The 16,789-nt window shown below is 49.5% G+C and carries 19 protein-coding genes and 1 pseudogene; 6 read left to right on the top strand and 14 right to left on the bottom strand.

From position 1 onward, the window contains the following. Positions 1 to 68 precede the first annotated feature (68 nt). Genes CMR03_RS18845 through CMR03_RS18830 form a run of 4 tightly spaced genes read right to left on the bottom strand, consistent with a single transcriptional unit; the run spans position 69 to position 4,679 of the window. The gene (locus tag CMR03_RS18845) at positions 69 to 1,475 is read right to left on the bottom strand and encodes an efflux transporter outer membrane subunit (protein WP_096012318.1); all 1,407 of its coding nucleotides are present in this window, start codon (positions 1,473 to 1,475) and stop codon (positions 69 to 71) included. Then, the gene (locus CMR03_RS18840; RefSeq protein WP_096012317.1) at positions 1,472 to 2,566 is read right to left on the bottom strand and encodes an HlyD family secretion protein; all 1,095 of its coding nucleotides are present in this window, start codon (positions 2,564 to 2,566) and stop codon (positions 1,472 to 1,474) included. The genes CMR03_RS18845 and CMR03_RS18840 overlap by 4 nt, the downstream gene beginning before the upstream one ends. Then, complete coding sequence (locus CMR03_RS18835) at positions 2,566 to 4,248, bottom strand: MFS transporter (RefSeq protein ID WP_096012316.1); 1,683 nt, start codon at positions 4,246 to 4,248, stop codon at positions 2,566 to 2,568. Before CMR03_RS18835 ends, CMR03_RS18840 begins: the two co-directional genes overlap by 1 nt. 2 nt (positions 4,249 to 4,250) lie before the next feature. Next, on the bottom strand, positions 4,251 to 4,679 hold the full coding sequence (locus CMR03_RS18830; RefSeq protein WP_096012315.1) for a MarR family winged helix-turn-helix transcriptional regulator: 429 nt from the start codon (positions 4,677 to 4,679) through the stop codon (positions 4,251 to 4,253). Between the two features lie 154 nt (positions 4,680 to 4,833). On the opposite strand from CMR03_RS18830, the gene CMR03_RS18825 reads away from it, so the two are divergent. The 4 genes from CMR03_RS18825 to CMR03_RS18810 all read left to right on the top strand — a co-directional run bounded on the left by CMR03_RS18825 (position 4,834) and on the right by CMR03_RS18810 (position 8,400). Continuing rightward, complete coding sequence (locus CMR03_RS18825; protein WP_096012314.1) at positions 4,834 to 5,679, top strand: AraC family transcriptional regulator; 846 nt, start codon at positions 4,834 to 4,836, stop codon at positions 5,677 to 5,679. 42 nt (positions 5,680 to 5,721) lie between these two features. Then, positions 5,722 to 6,129, top strand: a complete 408-nt coding sequence (locus CMR03_RS18820; RefSeq protein ID WP_164484303.1) for a DUF2000 domain-containing protein — start codon at positions 5,722 to 5,724, stop codon at positions 6,127 to 6,129. Positions 6,130 to 6,499: 370 nt separating this feature from the next. Continuing rightward, the gene (locus tag CMR03_RS18815; protein ID WP_063879020.1) at positions 6,500 to 6,760 is read left to right on the top strand and encodes a biofilm/acid-resistance regulator YmgB/AriR; all 261 of its coding nucleotides are present in this window, start codon (positions 6,500 to 6,502) and stop codon (positions 6,758 to 6,760) included. A 134-nt stretch (positions 6,761 to 6,894) separates the two neighbouring features. Next, the gene (locus CMR03_RS18810; protein ID WP_063879019.1) at positions 6,895 to 8,400 is read left to right on the top strand and encodes a SulP family inorganic anion transporter; all 1,506 of its coding nucleotides are present in this window, start codon (positions 6,895 to 6,897) and stop codon (positions 8,398 to 8,400) included. A 37-nt stretch (positions 8,401 to 8,437) separates the two neighbouring features. On the opposite strand, the gene CMR03_RS18805 is transcribed toward CMR03_RS18810, so the two are convergent. Further along, positions 8,438 to 8,635: a DUF6404 family protein gene (locus tag CMR03_RS18805; RefSeq protein WP_063879018.1), complete on the bottom strand. Its 198-nt coding sequence runs from the start codon at positions 8,633 to 8,635 to the stop codon at positions 8,438 to 8,440. 192 nt (positions 8,636 to 8,827) lie between these two features. Between CMR03_RS18805 and CMR03_RS25075 the strand changes: the two genes are divergently transcribed. Next, the gene (locus CMR03_RS25075; protein WP_128604200.1) at positions 8,828 to 9,079 is read left to right on the top strand and encodes a hypothetical protein; all 252 of its coding nucleotides are present in this window, start codon (positions 8,828 to 8,830) and stop codon (positions 9,077 to 9,079) included. Between the two features lie 124 nt (positions 9,080 to 9,203). Here the strand turns inward: CMR03_RS25075 and CMR03_RS18795 are convergent, their stop codons facing one another. From CMR03_RS18795 to CMR03_RS18760, 7 genes and pseudogenes are all read right to left on the bottom strand, one after another. Beyond that, positions 9,204 to 9,473, bottom strand: coding sequence for a YrhK family protein (locus CMR03_RS18795; protein WP_063879017.1), 270 nt, complete (start codon positions 9,471 to 9,473; stop codon positions 9,204 to 9,206). A gap of 302 nt (positions 9,474 to 9,775) precedes the next feature. Beyond that, the gene (locus CMR03_RS18790; protein ID WP_096012312.1) at positions 9,776 to 10,177 is read right to left on the bottom strand and encodes a hypothetical protein; all 402 of its coding nucleotides are present in this window, start codon (positions 10,175 to 10,177) and stop codon (positions 9,776 to 9,778) included. Positions 10,178 to 11,169: 992 nt separating this feature from the next. Beyond that, positions 11,170 to 11,376 carry a hypothetical protein gene (locus CMR03_RS18785; protein WP_063879015.1) on the bottom strand — a complete coding sequence of 69 codons (207 nt, stop codon included), beginning with the start codon at positions 11,374 to 11,376 and terminating at the stop codon, positions 11,170 to 11,172. Positions 11,377 to 11,577: 201 nt separating this feature from the next. Beyond that, positions 11,578 to 11,721 (bottom strand): annotated as a pseudogene (locus CMR03_RS25930) (IS3 family transposase); the annotation flags it as partial. 64 nt (positions 11,722 to 11,785) lie between these two features. Then, entirely contained in the window at positions 11,786 to 12,094 is a 309-nt protein-coding gene (locus CMR03_RS18775) for a hypothetical protein (protein ID WP_096012310.1), read from the bottom strand. A gap of 652 nt (positions 12,095 to 12,746) precedes the next feature. After that, positions 12,747 to 12,968: a hypothetical protein gene (locus CMR03_RS18765; protein WP_063879013.1), complete on the bottom strand. Its 222-nt coding sequence runs from the start codon at positions 12,966 to 12,968 to the stop codon at positions 12,747 to 12,749. Beyond that, a complete protein-coding gene (locus CMR03_RS18760) occupies positions 12,965 to 13,579 on the bottom strand; it encodes a hypothetical protein (protein ID WP_082875231.1) in 615 nt (204 codons plus the stop codon). Before CMR03_RS18760 ends, CMR03_RS18765 begins: the two co-directional genes overlap by 4 nt. Before the next feature lie 840 nt (positions 13,580 to 14,419). On the opposite strand from CMR03_RS18760, the gene CMR03_RS18745 reads away from it, so the two are divergent. Then, positions 14,420 to 14,989, top strand: coding sequence for a hypothetical protein (locus CMR03_RS18745; RefSeq protein WP_096012309.1), 570 nt, complete (start codon positions 14,420 to 14,422; stop codon positions 14,987 to 14,989). A 148-nt stretch (positions 14,990 to 15,137) separates the two neighbouring features. Here CMR03_RS18745 and umuC read toward each other — a convergent pair whose 3' ends face one another. Together umuC and CMR03_RS18735 are read right to left on the bottom strand one after the other, a co-directional pair. Next, positions 15,138 to 16,400, bottom strand: coding sequence for a translesion error-prone DNA polymerase V subunit UmuC (gene umuC, locus CMR03_RS18740; protein ID WP_096012308.1), 1,263 nt, complete (start codon positions 16,398 to 16,400; stop codon positions 15,138 to 15,140). Beyond that, positions 16,400 to 16,639, bottom strand: a complete 240-nt coding sequence (locus CMR03_RS18735; RefSeq protein ID WP_096012307.1) for a DNA polymerase V — start codon at positions 16,637 to 16,639, stop codon at positions 16,400 to 16,402. The genes umuC and CMR03_RS18735 overlap by 1 nt, the downstream gene beginning before the upstream one ends. Positions 16,640 to 16,789 lie beyond the last annotated feature (150 nt).

The following is a 16,789-nucleotide window of genomic DNA, read 5'->3' as shown; positions in this document are numbered from 1 at the left end:
TTCAGTAATCCGTTCTTTTACAAACCTACGCAGAGGAGACGATACGGCCAAAAAACGTTGACCGCTAATCACTGCTTCACCGGCTCGCGCGAAGACGCGTTTTCGGCAGACCAGCCGCCGCCCAATGCGCGATACAGCTCAATTTGCGCCTGCAACAGATTATTTTTGACCGTGACCAGATTCAACTGGGTTGCAAACAGGGTACGTTGTGCATCCAGTTCATCCAGATAAGAGGCATAACCGTTTTGGTAACGGTTGGTCGCAATGCGCAGCGCCTCGGCAACAAACTGTTCCTGCTTCTGCAGCGCCGCCTGCTGAGCTTCCCCCTGACGGATCGCATCCAGTGCATTATTCACCTCGGAAAACGCGTTACGCACCACTTTCTCATAGCTGTACAGGGCCTGATTCCGCGAGGCCATGGAAACATCGACCTGAGCGGTCAAGGCTTCACGATTCAGTAACGGCGCCAGAATACTGCCCCCTACACTCCACAGGCGGAAGGGATCGTCCACCAGCTGGTGCAACACGGAACTCTGCAGCGTGCCGGATGCGGTCAGGTTAATCCCCGGCAGCAGCTTCGCTTTGGAAGAAGCCAGCGTGGCATCGGCGGCCAGTAGCTGACGCTGCGCCTGCACAATATCAGGACGGCGATTTAGCAAGGCAGAAGGCAGCACGCCCGGCATGACCTGCGGCATAATGGCAGTGAATTCGCGCTGGCGAGCGATTTCTCGTGGGTTCATGCCCACCAGGATGCTGAGCGCATTTTCCTGTTGCGCAATTTGGTGCTGGAGCTGCGGCACCTGGGCTTTGGCAGATTCATATTCTGATGACGCCTGCATCCACTCAAGCCGTGACGTGTAGCCCGTTTCGAACTGGCGTTGCGCCAGCCTGAGCGAGTGACTCCGCGTTGCCAGTGTGTCCTCGGTAACGCGCAGCTGCTCATCAAGCGCGCACAGCGTCATATAACCCGATGCAATGGAACTGGCGATGGTCAGTTCGGCTGCCGAGGCGGCGGCCTGTTGTGCTTCCAGCGTTGCCTGCGACGCATCGATCGAACGGCTGCGTGCGCCCCACAAATCCACATTGTAGCTGGCCTGCAGCTGTCCCTGAAAAACGGAGGTGTCATTAGGCTGACCGGTTGCCGCGGACAGCGCACGCTGACGCGTTGCAGCCACGCCCCCGCTCAGCGTCGGGAAGTCGTCCCCCTGGGCTGCACGCAACTGGGCCCGGTATTGATCAACCCGCGAGCGGGCAATCAATATGTCTGGATTATTGCGTAATGCCTGGCTCACTAACCGATTGAGGTCTGGCTCGCCAAACGCCTGCCACCATGCCGCTTCCGGCGGCGCAGAAGGCCCAACCTGCTCACGCCATTGTGGCGGAATCGGCAAAGATGCCGGGGCTTTGTCGACCTGGGTACTGCATCCCGCAAGGACGATCGCCAGCAGGCCTGCGGCTACGCGATAGCCCATCATGGCGTTTTTTCTCCGTCTGTGCTTGCAGCCGTATCAATACTGACTTCAACCGACATGCCGGGACGAAGCTGCTGCTGAACCTCCGGCGCGACATCAATACGTACCGGAATACGCTGCGCGATTTTGACGAAGTTACCGGTCGCATTGTCCGGCGAGATGGCGCTAAATTCTGATCCCGCTGCGGGTGAGAGATATTCGACGTGACCGTGGAATGTTTTACCGTCCAGCGCATCAACACGAATCGTCACCGGCAATCCGGCACGAATATGGGCCAGTTGGGTTTCTTTGTAATTGGCGATAATCCATTTATGGTTCGGCACCACCGACGTCAGGCGCGTCCCGGCCGTCACGTAGGCACCTTTACGCACCGATAACTGCCCCAGCTGTCCTTCATCAGGTGACGTAATGCGCGTGTTAGCCAGATCGATCTCTGCCAGTTCCAGCGCCGCGTTTGCACTGGCCACATCCGCCTCCAGCGAGGCGCGGTTAACAATGACCGTTTGTAAGTTCTGCTGGGCGACGGCAACCTGTGCTTCGGCCTGATGCAACTGCGCCAGGCCCTGTGCATTTGCCGCCCGCGCCGCATCGCGCTCGCGAACCGAGAGCGAACCGTCAGCAGCCAGATTTTCGACACGTTTAAGGTCCAGGCCGCTTTTCACCGCCTGTGCTTTGGCGTTTTCCAGCGCCGCTTTATTACTTTGAATGGTTGCCTGCGCGCTGAGACGCTGCTGCTGATTATTACTCAGCGCCGCCTGCTTCATTGCCAGTTGGGCCTGGGCCTGGTGCAGGCGCTGACGATAAATACGGTCGTCAATCGTCATCAGTAACTGGCCTTTTTTTACCGGCTGCAGGTCAACCACATTCACGGCCGTCAGATAACCGCTGACCTGCGGGCTGATAAACGTGACCTGCCCTCGGACATAGGCGTTTTCCGTGCTCTGCACGGAACTGGTGAAGGGCCAGAGCTGCCAGGCATACAGAATCACCAGCACGCCAATCACCACAATACCGCTGCCTAAGGCAATGGAGAGAATACGACGGCGATTTGCCCGGTCGCGCTCTGCTGCCTGAAGTTCATCCTGCTGACTCATTATTGCTCCGTTCGTTCTTGTGCGGCGGCAAGCTGACGCTGCTCTGCCAGATTGAATGTGGCCTGTCGCCAGTCGAGATAGCGCCGGCGGGTTAAGCGCCACAGCACCCACATCAGGGTGATCAGCGCCAGCGCGGCCGTCAGCAGATAGGTGTCGTTATAGGCCAGCACGTTGGCCTGTAAGGTTGCGACTGACTGAAGCTGGCTGATGCTTTGCGCACTCAGCAGCGCACTGTCGCTGATTTGACTGTTAAACAAAGCACCATATTGATTAAGCCGTTCGCTGACATTGGGGTCCAGTAACGACAATTGATCGCCGAGCAGGCTGGAGTGATATTTTTCACGCCACGTCTGAAAGGTCCCCAGAATAGCCGAGCCGATTAAGCCGCCCAGGTTTTGGCTCATGCCGAACAGCACCACAAAACTGACCAGGTTTTTAGGCTGGGTCACTACGCTGCCGATCCCCATCAACATCGCCGGGGCCATAAAAAAGGCGCTACCAAATCCCAGTAAAAACTGACTCAAGTACATGTTATTGGCACGAGTGACCGGACTGGACTGCGCATCCATCAGAGAGGCGATGATCATCACGATGAGCGACACCACAATCGGCCAGTTAAGATGGGTAGGTTTAATGGTCAGCGCACTGGCTGCAATCCCGGCAATGACACCGGCGATGATGGCAAAGGCCAGGCCGTGCATCTGATCATTCTGTAGACCCATCTGCTGTAAAAAACCTATCGCACCGGTATTCTGCTCCGCCAGCACGATACGAATCATGATCATCACAATGCCTAAACGCACGATCGACCCGTTGCTGAGCCAGCGCGTGTTGATCAGGGGATTGCGGCGGTTATGCTCAATCACAAATGCGGAGACGATCAGCACTAATGCCAGCGCAGCGCATATCCCCAGCCACGGTGTGCTAAACCACCATTCAATGCGGCCAAGCGACAACACGCCGCACAACAGCGCCATGCCCGGAGCCAGCAGCATAAAGGTGACGAAATCCATCTTTTCGAACGCCTTGATGCGATCGCCCGGCGGCAACTTAACCACCAGCACCGCGCCCAGGGCAATCAGGGCTAAGCCCAGCTCAAACAGGTAAAGCCCGCGCCACTCTTCAAGCTGGAGCAATTCGCTGGAAAAGAGCCGGGCCAGCGGAATCGCTAACTGAGAAACGGTCAGGCCGATGACCAGCGCTTTCAGGCGATGTTTCGCTGGCCACGCCTGGACCTGATAATAGATGCCCAGCGAACTCAAAGCAGCCCCCACCATGCCATGTGCCGTGCGCACAATAATCGCCGAGCTGAGATCGTTGGCAAAGAGATGGAAAAAGGCGACCAGCACGTAAAGCACCAGAAAAGCTTCGGTAAACACCCGCAGTCCGAACTGCTGGCGAAATTTCACCAGCAGCAGGTTGATGGAGATATTCCCCATCACATACACCGCCGGTAGCCAGGCGATTTCATTCGAATAAGCCGCAAAGGTGCCCTGCAGATTCGTCAGATTGGCGCTGACCAGCGCATTGCTTAAGGCACCTGTCAGGGAGATCAACAGGCCGATTAAGCCAAATGCCAGGCGTTTAGGCGTTGAATGCAGCGGGGTGGAAGGTGACCCCGGCAGCATGGGTTTTTCATGTGGCAACCATTCACGCGCAGCGTAGGGATTGCGCCGGGCCATAATTACATCGTTCCCATTCGGGTCAGAAGCGTCTCTAACACGCGCTCAACAATCACCAGCTCCTGAGGATCGATCTCAGCCAGCAATTCAGTACGCAATGCATCGGCGTGCGTTTTGACATTCACAAAGGCTTCGTTGCCCTTTTCAGTCAGAACCAGATGGCGTTTGCGACGATCTTCAACGGGCTGTACGCGCATCAGCAGATCCTGTTTCACCAGGCGGTCTATTAGCGGCACCATGCTGGCATCCTCCAGCCCCATCCGCTGCGCCAGCTCAGTTTGCGTAAGCCGCTGAGGCTCGCTGGCGATCAATCCTATCGCCATCCAGCTGCTGGTGCTTAATCCGCTGTCTTTTAAGTGACGATCAACGGCCAGGCGCCAGGCATGGGCGGTAAGATGCAGTAAATGCGTAAAGGTACGGTTAGATGACATTTAAGTAGCAACCTAATGATTAGAGTTCTAATTAGTTGAATAAGTTATTATACGCAAAGCAAATTGCGAATGAAAAGTGCCTAATCTGTTAAATAATGGATAATCGCGGCAGAATGTTCAGGTTGATACTCTCGTAAAAGTCCTCTGGAGTAAAATGCGTGTGAAAGATTCATCAGACTGCTGGGTTGATTTACGTCGCGATCCGAACAGCGGCATTGAATCCATACGGGCGCATTTTACCGGCCATGCCTACGATCCTCACTGGCATGACAGTTATTTAATTGGCGTGACGGAACAAGGGGTGCAGCAGTTCCATTCACGACGTCAACGTCACCAAAGTCGCCCCGGCACTGTCTTTATGTTGGAACCTGAAGAGCTTCACGATGGCGATGCGATTGATGCGCAGGGCTTTACCTACCGTATGCTGTATCTGTCACCTCATCATCTGCATCAGCATCTTGCGCCCGCCAGTCTTGATGGCCCGCCTTGCGGAGAACTGCGTTTTGCCACCACGCTGCAGGATGATGGTCAACTTTCCTGGGCAGTCTGGCATGCGTTTGAAGCGCTGTGGCACGATCATCCCCAACTCATTAAAGATGCGGCGCTGGACCGTTTATTCCGGCAACTTCGTCACTATCCTGTCTGGCATGGTGCGAAAACGGATGCGGCTCTGTCGCTGGCGCATCAGGCTCGCGACTGGTTGATCGCTTATCACGCGGACAATCCCGGGATTGCACAGCTGGCACAGGCCCTCAACGTTGATCGCTTTCGTCTTTCCCGGCTGTTTCAGCAGCAATGGGGCTTACCGCCGCACGCCTGGTTAGTACAGTGGCGGCTCAGCCAGGCACGACGTCGGCTGGCTATCGGTGAATCGCCTGCACAGGTTGCAGCCGAACTGGGTTTTGCCGACCAAAGTCATCTGGGCCGCTGGTTTAAGCGTGCCTGCCAACTGACTCCCGCCCGTTACCAGCAGCTGTGCACAAATCTTCCAGACGCCTGAAAAGAGCCTTGCCACAATGGCTTTTTGTCTCAGGAGAAGAACATGACAGAATCACGATGTGTAATGATATTGAACAGCGCGCTACCCACAGGTAAAGCGGCAAATGCCGCAGCCGTCATCGCTCTGACGGTGGGCCAGCGTCATCCTTCTCTGACAGGTGAAGCCCTTGAGGATGCCGACACGCGGCGCTTTCCCGGTCTGATTCCCGTAGGTATTCCCGTGCTGGCTGCAGATGTACACCAGCTCAGTGCCTTATGGCATCAGGCTGAAGAGGCGGAATGCGACATTGTGGTATTCCCGGAAGAAGGCCAGTCGACCACGGATTACGGCGCGTTCACGGCCGCAATGAAGACACTGCCGGCGGCAGAATGGCGTTTACTGGGTATTGCGGTAGTCGGTGACAAGAAAAAGGTGCGTAAGCTGACGGCAAAACTCAATCTGTTTGGTTAACGCTGTCGGGGAATGCTGTTTTCGTGAAGAAATTGTTAGTTTGTACACATTTTGTTGTACACATTGCCTGCAAAAAAATTATCTAACCTATTAATTAATAGGCGTTAGCATTTTTTGTCTAATAATTTACTTGTACAATTAAAGTTTCATTGTATAACTTTACAGCCAACGAGTTGTGATCACGACTCTGTAACGAATGATGCATCTGCGTCGCCTCTGAAGGTGTAATGGATTTCCACCCTCAGAGGTTTCTTTTTTGACCATCTGGACCTGTTTACGGCGTTGGGTTCCATTGTATTTTATGCGATGGCTTTTAGGTCTGTTTGTCCTGCTGTCCGCCCGGATAGCTGGCTATTTGAAAGGCTAACACATGCAAAACACACTGCCCCAAACTGATAAAGAGATTGCTGAATATTTTACCGTTGCGGCACATAAGCCTGACAGTGATATGGAAATTCTTGGAATGGTGGTCGCAGAAATTCTGCAGTCAGGGATGGCCGTTAATAACAAAGCGATTATTTCTAAACTGATTCATCGTCTTGAACTGGAACGTGACGAAGTTTCACTCGATGTTTATCGTCACCTGCTGGAGCTGGTGGTCTACAAAACACCTGACGACTTAACGGTATAATCCCTGCTCCATGGATGGAGTCATTTCTCTTTCTCTGGCTTCTTCGTTTATCGATCGGTAACATCTGCCCCTCATTATATCCAGTCTGCCTTGCCTTTCGCGCAAGATGAAAATAAAAGAGCCTGCACAACATTATGATTCAACAAAATGATGTCGCCACCGCTGCGGTTGTGGAAAACGATATCAGTGTGAGGCGCGTATTGCGTTCGCCTGCACTGCTTACCCGAGAATGTCTGGCTGGCGTGATTACCGCCCTGGCATTGATCCCGGAAGTCATCTCGTTTTCTGTTATCGCGGGTGTCGATCCTAAAGTCAGCCTGTTCGCCTCGGTGGTGCTTTGCCTGACGCTGTCCATTCTTGGCGGCCGCCCTGCCATGGTGACCGCGGCAGCGGGATCGGTGGCGCTGGTGATTGGCCCGATGGTACATGTACATGGCGTGGCCTATATCCTGCCTGCGGTGGTGATGGCCGGACTGATTCAGATTCTGTTTGGTGTGACAGGCATGTCCCGGGCGATGCGCTACATCCCACGTTCCGTGATGATAGGTTTTGTTAATGCCCTTGGGGTTTTGATTTTCTTTGCCCAGGTGCCTCATGTCTGGGGCCAGTCACCCTTGGTATGGGCGCTCTTCGCCGTCACTCTGGCGATTGTGCTGCTACTGCCACGCGTGCTTAAAAGTGTTCCTTCTCCTCTGGTCGCCATTGTTGTCGTAACTGGCGTGGCGCTGTTGATGGGCTATCGCGTACCTGATGTGGGAGATGAAGGCCCGATGAGTGCCGGGCTGCCCGATTTCACGACCTTAGCCGTACCGCTCGATCTGCACACGCTGCAGATCATCTGGCCCACCGCCCTGAGTATTGCGTTTGTCGGTCTGATGGAATCGCTGCTAACGGCCAAGTTAGTTGATGACCTCACAGACACGCCTTCCAGCAAACGCCGTGAATCATGGGGACTGGGCATAGGTAATATTCTTGCTGGCTTTTACGGCGGAATCGCGGGATGTGCGATGATCGGGCAGACGATCGTTAACGTGGAATTAGGCAAAGCGCGCAGCCGGGTTTCGACGGTGGCTGCAGGCCTGGTCCTGTTACTTCTGGTCACCGGTCTGAGCCATGTTATGGCTAAAATTCCCATGGTGGTGCTGGCCGGAATCATGATGGTCGTCGCCGTGAAAACCGTCAACTGGCATAGCCTGCAACCTGCGACGCTGAAACGGATGCCCTGGTCGGAAACCCTGGTGATGGTGTTGACGGTCGGCATAACGGTGTTGACGGGTAATTTGGCTCTCGGGGTACTGGCCGGCGTTATCGTTGCGATGCTGTTATTTGCACGCCGCGTGGCGCATGTAATCCATGCCGAAAGACAGCTAAGCGAAGATGGCCAATCAGTGCGCTACTTCGTGCGCGGACCGCTGTTTTTTGCCAGCAGCAACGACCTGTTTGAGCACTTTGATTACGCGCACGACCCGCAATCTGTCACCATCGATTTAACCCATGCACAAATCTGGGATGCATCAACCGTGGCGGCACTGGACGGTATCGAATACCGTTACCAGCGCTATGGCACCCAGGTCACAATTGAAGGCCTGGATATGCGTAGCAGCGACTTTCATCGGCGCTTAACCGGCAATCTGGGCTAAGTGCCTGGCCTGCTGCTTCCGGGCAGCAGGCCGACGGTCAGGCTTGCTGCCGCCGTGCTCTGTAGCGGGCAACCATGGTGATCAGCGCCTGATAAAGCAGTCCGGCATAAAGACTCATTAAAATCGCCAGCCCAATCTCTTTACCCTGCTGCTGCCATGACATAAACCACATGAAGACGCCCCACAGAACCGAAAAAATCAGCCAGCCTCGGACGAATTTCAAAATGCCATTCATAACATCACTCCTCTTTATTGATGCGCTACCTTAGCGGGAGTTGTGGTAAAAAACCGGATCACTGTCGCGAGATGAGAAGTATCTCAAAAAACAAACAAATGGGCTTCGTCGCTTCGCTTTTATCCTCCGCCACCCTATTTTAATAACGGTCGTCTACAATTAGCTTACTGTTAATTTCATAAGGGAAATAGCATGAATCGTCGTCTGACCTTTTTCGCTGCTGTTTTTGTAACATCCACGCTCACCGCCTGCGCGCCACCGCTGCCAGGTCCGGGTTGTGCTGCGCCGCCACCACCACCGCACGATCGTCGTCCTCCGCCACCGCCTCCTGCACCGCCAGGACAGGCATTCGCGCCGCCGCCGCCCGGACAAGCTGAAGCGCCACCACCACCACCGCCTACCACGGGTCAACAGACGCCGCCGCCACCAGCGCGCACCTGGTAATCCGGCAGCAAACCATCACACAATTTATCTCTAAATCACGCATAGCCTGACCGCAGCGTACAACCATTCGGTCAGGCTGATTTACCTGAACAGAAGTGATCAGGCTGAGGAAAACGGCCTTAAATCATTCCTGATTTACTGACTGTGAGCGATAAACGCGCCTGACGTGGACGAGTTCCGCCAGGGTTATCGCCGGACGTAACAGCAACTGAAGACTGCCGACCACAAATAACCAGGTGCCGCCGGTCATCAGCGAATCGAAGAAAAAAAGAATGCTCCCCGTCAGAAACCAGATAGCGATAAAAAGATCGTTGAGTGCGCCAAGGGCGCGGTAGCGACGTTCTATTATGATGTGGTCTGAACCGAAATCGATTTCTGCTTGATGTCCGGGCACGGCCTGTCCTTATCTTTTACTGGTAAAAACGACTTATGATAAGGTTAGTGCATCGAAAGCCACAATAAATGCATCATTCCCAATATCTGCATCTTACCCTGGAAAACAGAAACCTTCGCTCGTGAAAAGTAAAGATAAGCAGCCCCCACACTCCCCTATTCTGATCTGAAAATCAGCACGAGATTGACCTGAATTTTATGTCGTTCATCATAAATAGGGAAAACTCCTGTAAAGAAACGATTAGCAGACGCATTCGAAAATGCGTCTTAAGATAGTCTCTCATAAGGAGGAAAATCTGTTCTTTACTGAATTTTATCCGCCTGAATGGTCACATTGCCTGTATTATCCGCACAGTTGTTATCGCCAATATAAGCGATGAGATAATAATTACTTCCAGCCACGTTGATCTGTTGTGAAGTGCTGCTGATCGAAGAACCCCACCTTGCCGTGCTCATTCCACCAGCCATGTTTACGTGGTCAATCTGACAAGACGTGCCAGAAGCACAATTGGCGCTGTTTGAGGTCAGGTAAATGTTATATGTACCCGCATCAAGATTGAATTTCAGTGGTGAACCGCTTTGAACTTTGCTGTTAACAGCTTCAGGATCAAAGCAGTTGTTTTTTGCATCTACGACAAAAGATGCAGCCTGACTACCAAACGACAGTGATACTAAACTTAATGCGATGAGAGTTTTGAATTTCATTGTTGTGACTCCAGTTTAATTTGACGTGAATGCCTGAGCACTGTTTGGTCTGCATTACACGGACCTTGCGCTCCATTTCATACTGCATTCAGGCTTATGCGATTGCCACGGACATACGTCCGGCTATCGATAGCACGTCACTGGGATTGGCAGGCATGACGCAAAGTACCAACCTCACGCTTCTTCTAGTGGGTTTGTTTGCGGCTTTTTTAAACCGGTTTCGGCGCTACATTACGTGGTGAAGAAATTATGTCAGGCAGGTGTTGTAAGGTCAGGCGTTGATCCGATCAACTTTCGTTTCCATTGGATGATTTAACGATAAGCATAACGTGGAGTGAAACCTGGATGACTGAGATGTGAACGCGCAACGGCAATCGAAAAACGTAACACCAATAATAAAACAGGGAATGGATAGGCGATCCTGCCGCTGTACTGCAACTGAAGCATTTGCGTTATTAGCAGAAAATTGTCACGACCTGATTAGCACGCCAGGAACAGCTGAGGGCCGGTCCACAGACCTCGGCGTAACGCTCCACAATGCGAACGTGATGAGTGTACTGAAACACACATCAGAATCAGATTTTTTTAGACAGAAAGAGAAATGGCGTCAAGAGGGGATGTCGGGACTCAGGGACTCAGGGACTCAGGGTGATACTTGAGGCACATATCCATAGCAAAACCACTTGAAATTATAGGAAATAGTAAAAATCATCGTCATCTCGCGTTTTATTATGGTCTGAGGCTTAAGCTTTCAACGTTCCTGCCGATAATCAAAATGTAATTGATAGTACCTTATATTTATAGCCCGTTTCGCTATGCCCACATCCGAGTGGGCTTTTTTATGCCTGCCGCATGCACATCGTGCCTTTTACTGATCAAAAGTCATTCAGTTATATCTAAAAGACAGGATCACTGTATGCTTGCACAGTCAGTCGAGACTGACTGCTGGATTTTCCCTTGTAACAGTTTCTGCCTGTGTAACGCAGGCCTTTTTAATTTATTGCCTTGCCTGCTCTGACAAATTCAGCTGCCATTCTGTAGACCTCAGCCTGAAGCGGATTAGTTTCCTTTTCCATCCACTCTTCAAGTATTTCAGCAAGTTCCAAATCAAAAAAATTATCTTGCACATCAAGCAGTTCTAGTACGGCTTTACCGATAGCGGTGAAGATGACATAGGGCCGTTCATCATAGTCGTCCATGTGTGCCTAAGTTGTGAAACGGATGTGCATCATAGCACATTAAATGAACAATTAATTTTATTCCTGGCATCACGGCTGCGGTGCTTTTCTGGTTCACTCCTGCTGACGCTAAACGTTATCGTTTATGCATCTGGCTTTATCCTTAACGCCTCGCACCAGTGTCTTCCGTTTCCGTTCCGGCACAGCCTGACTAAGCCTTCCACCGCGACATTTCCATGCAGCAGACCATTTACGAACGGCTCTGTGATCGATACCAAAGCGCGTTGCCGTAACCTTATGCCCTCCCACCCCGGAAAGATAATGCTGTACGACCTGAACCTTAACGCTGAGAACATACTTGTTCATAAAACTGCACCTTACTAAGTCGCGTTTCAAACTGTTGGGGTGCAGTTCACGTCTAAACCCTGGTTTAATTTTTGTATCTTTTTCGATGTTCTTTGCATACGTCGATCACTGTCCCCATAGACTTCCCAGGATAAGGATGATCTCTTACTTCAGTCTGAAACCCAGCATCTTTAGGGGGCACCAGGTGATCAACGGTAATGTTTTCCAGCTTCGTCCACATAGGCAGGCTTAACCCATCATGCTCAATAATGGCCTCGATAAACGCGACAGCAAACACAATCTCACCAGCTTCGTCCTGAATGATTTCGTACTTGAAGTATTTATCGTCCACATTGTTGATGTAGATAGTTTTAGCAACAGATAAACAAGTCATGAGCGCCTCATTTCATAAAAAAAATTAATAGATTAGCTCAACATCCATGACATGGTGAGCCTTGAACCTATCTTTTGAACTTTTTTTTATAAAAAATGTGAAAAATCACTAATGTGTATCAGTTCATAGCCAATATCGTTTCTGTAGCGCTATCTGATGGTTTTAACAGCTCTGGCTTAAAGCCAGGCAAGAAGCAAAAGCTGCTTTTCCTGGACCAGATTTCAATTTCACTTTTCGTGACTTACAAGCAAAAGGGATATCGCATCTCGATGGCAACATTTATACCAAACAGGAAATTTCAGAGCATAAGAACGTGAAACAAACCGCACGTCACAGCAGGAAGATCGTGGTTGTGCTGGTTGTCGGAGGTCAGAAACAGGATTGATATATTAGGAAGACATATTAGGACGTGGGACTTTAAAAACAAAAAACCGCCCAAAGAGGCGGCTTAAACGACATTGCTACTACTTGATTTTATTGGTGTTTCAATATGGTGCCCGGGCGGGACTTAAACCCGCACGACCTTGCGATCGAGGGATTTTAAAAGCTATTGAGGCTTCTTATCAATCATAATCTCATGATACATAGCGACTTTTAACGTAACTATGCCAGCGCATTACTGCTACATAATTTGTTTTTACCGCCACGAAAATCACCAGTCGCCAGGGCTTTCATCGTATATTTTTCGCACGGCAAACTTAAAGATATAGTACCCAATAACCAGCCCCATTAAACTCGCTACGGCAAGGTAATATTTGTATACGTTATGAGAAAAAAACAAATACCAACCCACATAGATGAGCGATAGACCACATATGCCGATACCGATGCCTTGAACAATGCGAGATATAGCAGCAAGCAGAAAATTTTTCATATTTTTACTTTCTCAAAAAAAAAGCAGCACGTTTGGTGAAATTTTTTTCTATCTGTTACCCAAAGCTGTGCAGCGTCTTCAAAGGGTCTGGTTTTATCAGCCACTAAAAAATAAAGGAGATCCATATCACCCATGCGCCTTAAGGTGTCATAGATTGAAGGGTTTCTTCGTTGTAAATCTCTCGATACGTAAATCGCACGCGACATTGCAGCCCCTAGAGACATGATACTGCCGATAGTTAGCCCGGAGGCAATACGAGGAATTAAACGTGAAGAGAAAAGATAACCCATGTTGGCAGTAGCCAATTGGTTGAATGTCATGCGGCCAACAAAATTCCCGCCTCCCTTAGCGGAAATCTCTTTCATCTTAGTGAAATCAACGTGTTGAAAAAAATTATCCATAAAAATTTTAATAACTTTTTCAAGATTATGCCTGGACGCCATCCCATGCTTTACTAATCGTATAAGTCTTTCTTTATCAAGAGAATTTACATATCGATCATCAGTATGGAAGAAATCATTGCCCAGGTAATAAAAATCGACGGGCAAGCTCATAAATCCCTGTATAAACCCCCGAAACATGTTGCTGTCCAAGTGAATAGCTTCTGCCATTTGATCAGCCAGCTTTCGCGCACTTATCATCGTTACCTCCATGTTTCCGACATAAATGACTATCTTCAAAGAAGATTATCTTAACTTTTTTATTAATAGTTTTCACACTTACGCTGACTATAAAATCATTAAAACTATAAACGCTGCTTGTTAAGCATAACCTAATGAAATATAAATTATTTTTCCTTTGAATACATCAGCGTTTGGCTAGCATGGCTCATTCGAGGTTTGTTAGCTCGAATCAAATACGTGCGCTGTAAAATTACAACCACCTCGATCCGTATTGTGCAAAAGATTGCAATGTTCTTATCATCTTTCTTATGCACCCTAGCCTCCCGCTTTTGGGCCGGAGACACAAACATCTGTAAATTATAAAGCCGCCTGCGTCAGTCAGATCCTTACGGTAATCATTTAGATCATTTTTACATCATAAGTTTATCTGCTCAGTTTACTGACGCTCGGACGCTGACTTTTGCAAACGCTTGTAAAACTGTCTAACCGTCTAAAGACAGATTATAAAAATGCCATCGCCAAGTCATCGCCATTTTGCTGCCACTGCCGAATTTCAGGCACAAAAAAACCGCCCAAAGAGGCGGCTTAAACGACATTGCTACTACTTGATTTTATTGGTGTTTCAATATGGTGCCCGGGGCGGGACTTGAACCCGCACGACCTTGCGATCGAGGGATTTTAAATCACTTTTTTTAACATTAAAAAACATAAGCTTAAGCCACTATTTCATAACTAAACAGTAATTTCCCAACCTTTAAAATCATTGACTTATGAGTTAAGTTTCGCCTAAATTATGAAAATATTTAAATATTTTCTTGGCGATATCCTGTGGATTCCTTAACCTTTCTCTCCTCAATTATTAAATCACTTGCCTGGCCATCAGTAGTAATTTTTATACTCTATTTTGGCAGAAACGATATCCTTAAACTTGTCAGAGATCTCAAATCACTAAAATACGACAAATTTGAGCTTTTATTCGAACAAAGAGTAGAAGAGGCTGCTTCCCAAGCTGATGTAATAGCAGAAGAAAACCCTGAAATACCAAACGAGGACTATCAAGAATTCAGTTTCCTTAGCCCTTTTGAGGCTGTGATGAAATCTTATAATAAACTATTTGAAGCTTCTTACTTAGCTTTTGACAGGTTATCTGACTCTGGTAGAATTCCTAATAATATATCCACTTCATTAAGAAGAAGACCTGCTTATTTATCTCGCATAGCTAAAACGTTTCGTGATTCTGATTTGATCGGTGAAGACGAATTCATATTGTTCCATGAATTGCAATCAGTTAGAAACATGGCTGCTCACAGAACAGATTTGAAGATCACGCATGAAAGCGCAAAAAGCTATGTTAAATCGGTATTCACATTAATAAATAAAATTAAGAATTTTTCTTAAAACACTGTCATGGGGTGTCAGGGGTCGGAGGTTCAAATCCTCTCGTGCCGACCAAATTACCCTTAAAAAGCAGCCTGTTACGGCTGCTTTTTTATTGCCTGCGATTTTCGATGGTAAAACAATGGCAAAATGATGGTAAAACTCTCCCTCATTTTACCACTGGCAGATCTGCAAAACGGGTCGTATAAGCAGGTGAAAGCATCTCGCGTTTCATGTCCCAGGACTTTTCAATTCCCTGCCCTGCAAAAAATAAATTAGCCTTGCCGCTCTGGTTGAGCCCATCAACAACACGCATCAGGGCTTCGCTGTTGGGCTGTGGCCTGTATTCATCAAACAGATTGAGCTGAGACACTCCCTGGCTGAAAAAGTCGCCCAGCATCACTCCTGCTTTCATATAGCGATGACCGTCGAGCCATATCTGATCCAGAGCGTCCATAGCTACCCGGATAATGTCACGGGTATCGTTAGAAGGTGTGAGCAATTTTCCGTTGGCCTGATTGCCATAAAATACTTCTCCCTCTGCATGCGGGCTGGTACGGACAAATACGGCTATCTGTTTGCAGTACTGCCTTTCTTTCCTCAGCTTTTCTGCGGCTCGTTCTGCAAAAGCACACACGGCCTGACGCATATCCATGTATTCGGTGATACGCGAACCAAACGAACGTGAGCACACTATCTGCTGTTTAGTTGGTGCGAACTCTTCAAGCTCTAAGCAGGGCTCTCCACGCAGCTCCCGGACGGTGCGTTCAAGCACAACGTTAAAATGCTTGCGAATGATATACGTGCTTTGGTCAGCCAGGTCTTTAGCCGTGGTGATACCCATGGCATTTAGCTTTTTACTGATACGGCGACCAACTCCCCAGACATCCTCAACCGGCACAAGCGCCAATAATTTTTTTTGCCGGTCTGTGTTGGACAAGTCCAGAACGCCCCCTGTCTTACTCCACTTTTTTGCGGCATGGTTAGCGAGCTTCGCAAGCGTTTTGGTTTGCGCTATGCCAACGCCGACAGTAAGGTGGGTTTCCTTTTTAATTCTGGCGCGAACCCTTCGCCCCAGAGCATCTAATGAGGTCAGGCGTTGCATGCCATCCAGGCACATGAAAGCCTCGTCAATTGAGTATATTTCTACAGCTGGAGCCATGTCCTCCAGGGTCGTCATGACGCGATTACTCATATCGGCGTAGAGCGCATAATTGGAACTGAAAACCTGCACACCATGACGTCTGAACTCATCCTTCAGCTTGAAATAGGGTGCCCCCATAGGTATCTGCAATTTCTTGGCTTCGGCAGAACGGGCTATTACGCAGCCGTCGTTGTTACTCAGAACGACAACCGGCTTTCCTTTCAGGTCTGGCCTGAATACCGTTTCACAACTGGCGTAAAACGAATTAACGTCAACCAGGGCGAACATCAGAAGCCACCATTAGGATTAAAAACCTGAAACACGCGCTCTTCGCCTTCAGAGGTTGAGATGTCGCGGAAGGTTGTTGTGTGCGTTTCTACCCACTTGTTGGCGGCGCGAAGCGTGTAATGCCAGTTAAGGAGATCTAGCTCGCGGACAAAGTCGAGTGTGCTGAGTGTGTAGCGCCCTTGGCTGTCGCGCTTAATGGCCTGGCGAAAGGCAATCATGATTTCGTAGTCACGGGGCATTGTTTTACCCTCCGATTTTTACTGTATATAATCACAGTAATATCAACCCGTGAAATTGATCAAGCCGATGTGGATGTGAGATTTGTAAAGGTGTTGGTAGGAAAGGGATTTTATTTTGAAGGGTACAGGGCGAGTGACTAAGCTTTAATC

It is taken from the genome of Pantoea allii, from assembly GCF_002307475.1.
Classification (GTDB): Bacteria; Pseudomonadota; Gammaproteobacteria; order Enterobacterales; family Enterobacteriaceae; genus Pantoea; species Pantoea allii.
This window is presented reverse-complemented; position numbering and strand designations above follow the sequence as displayed.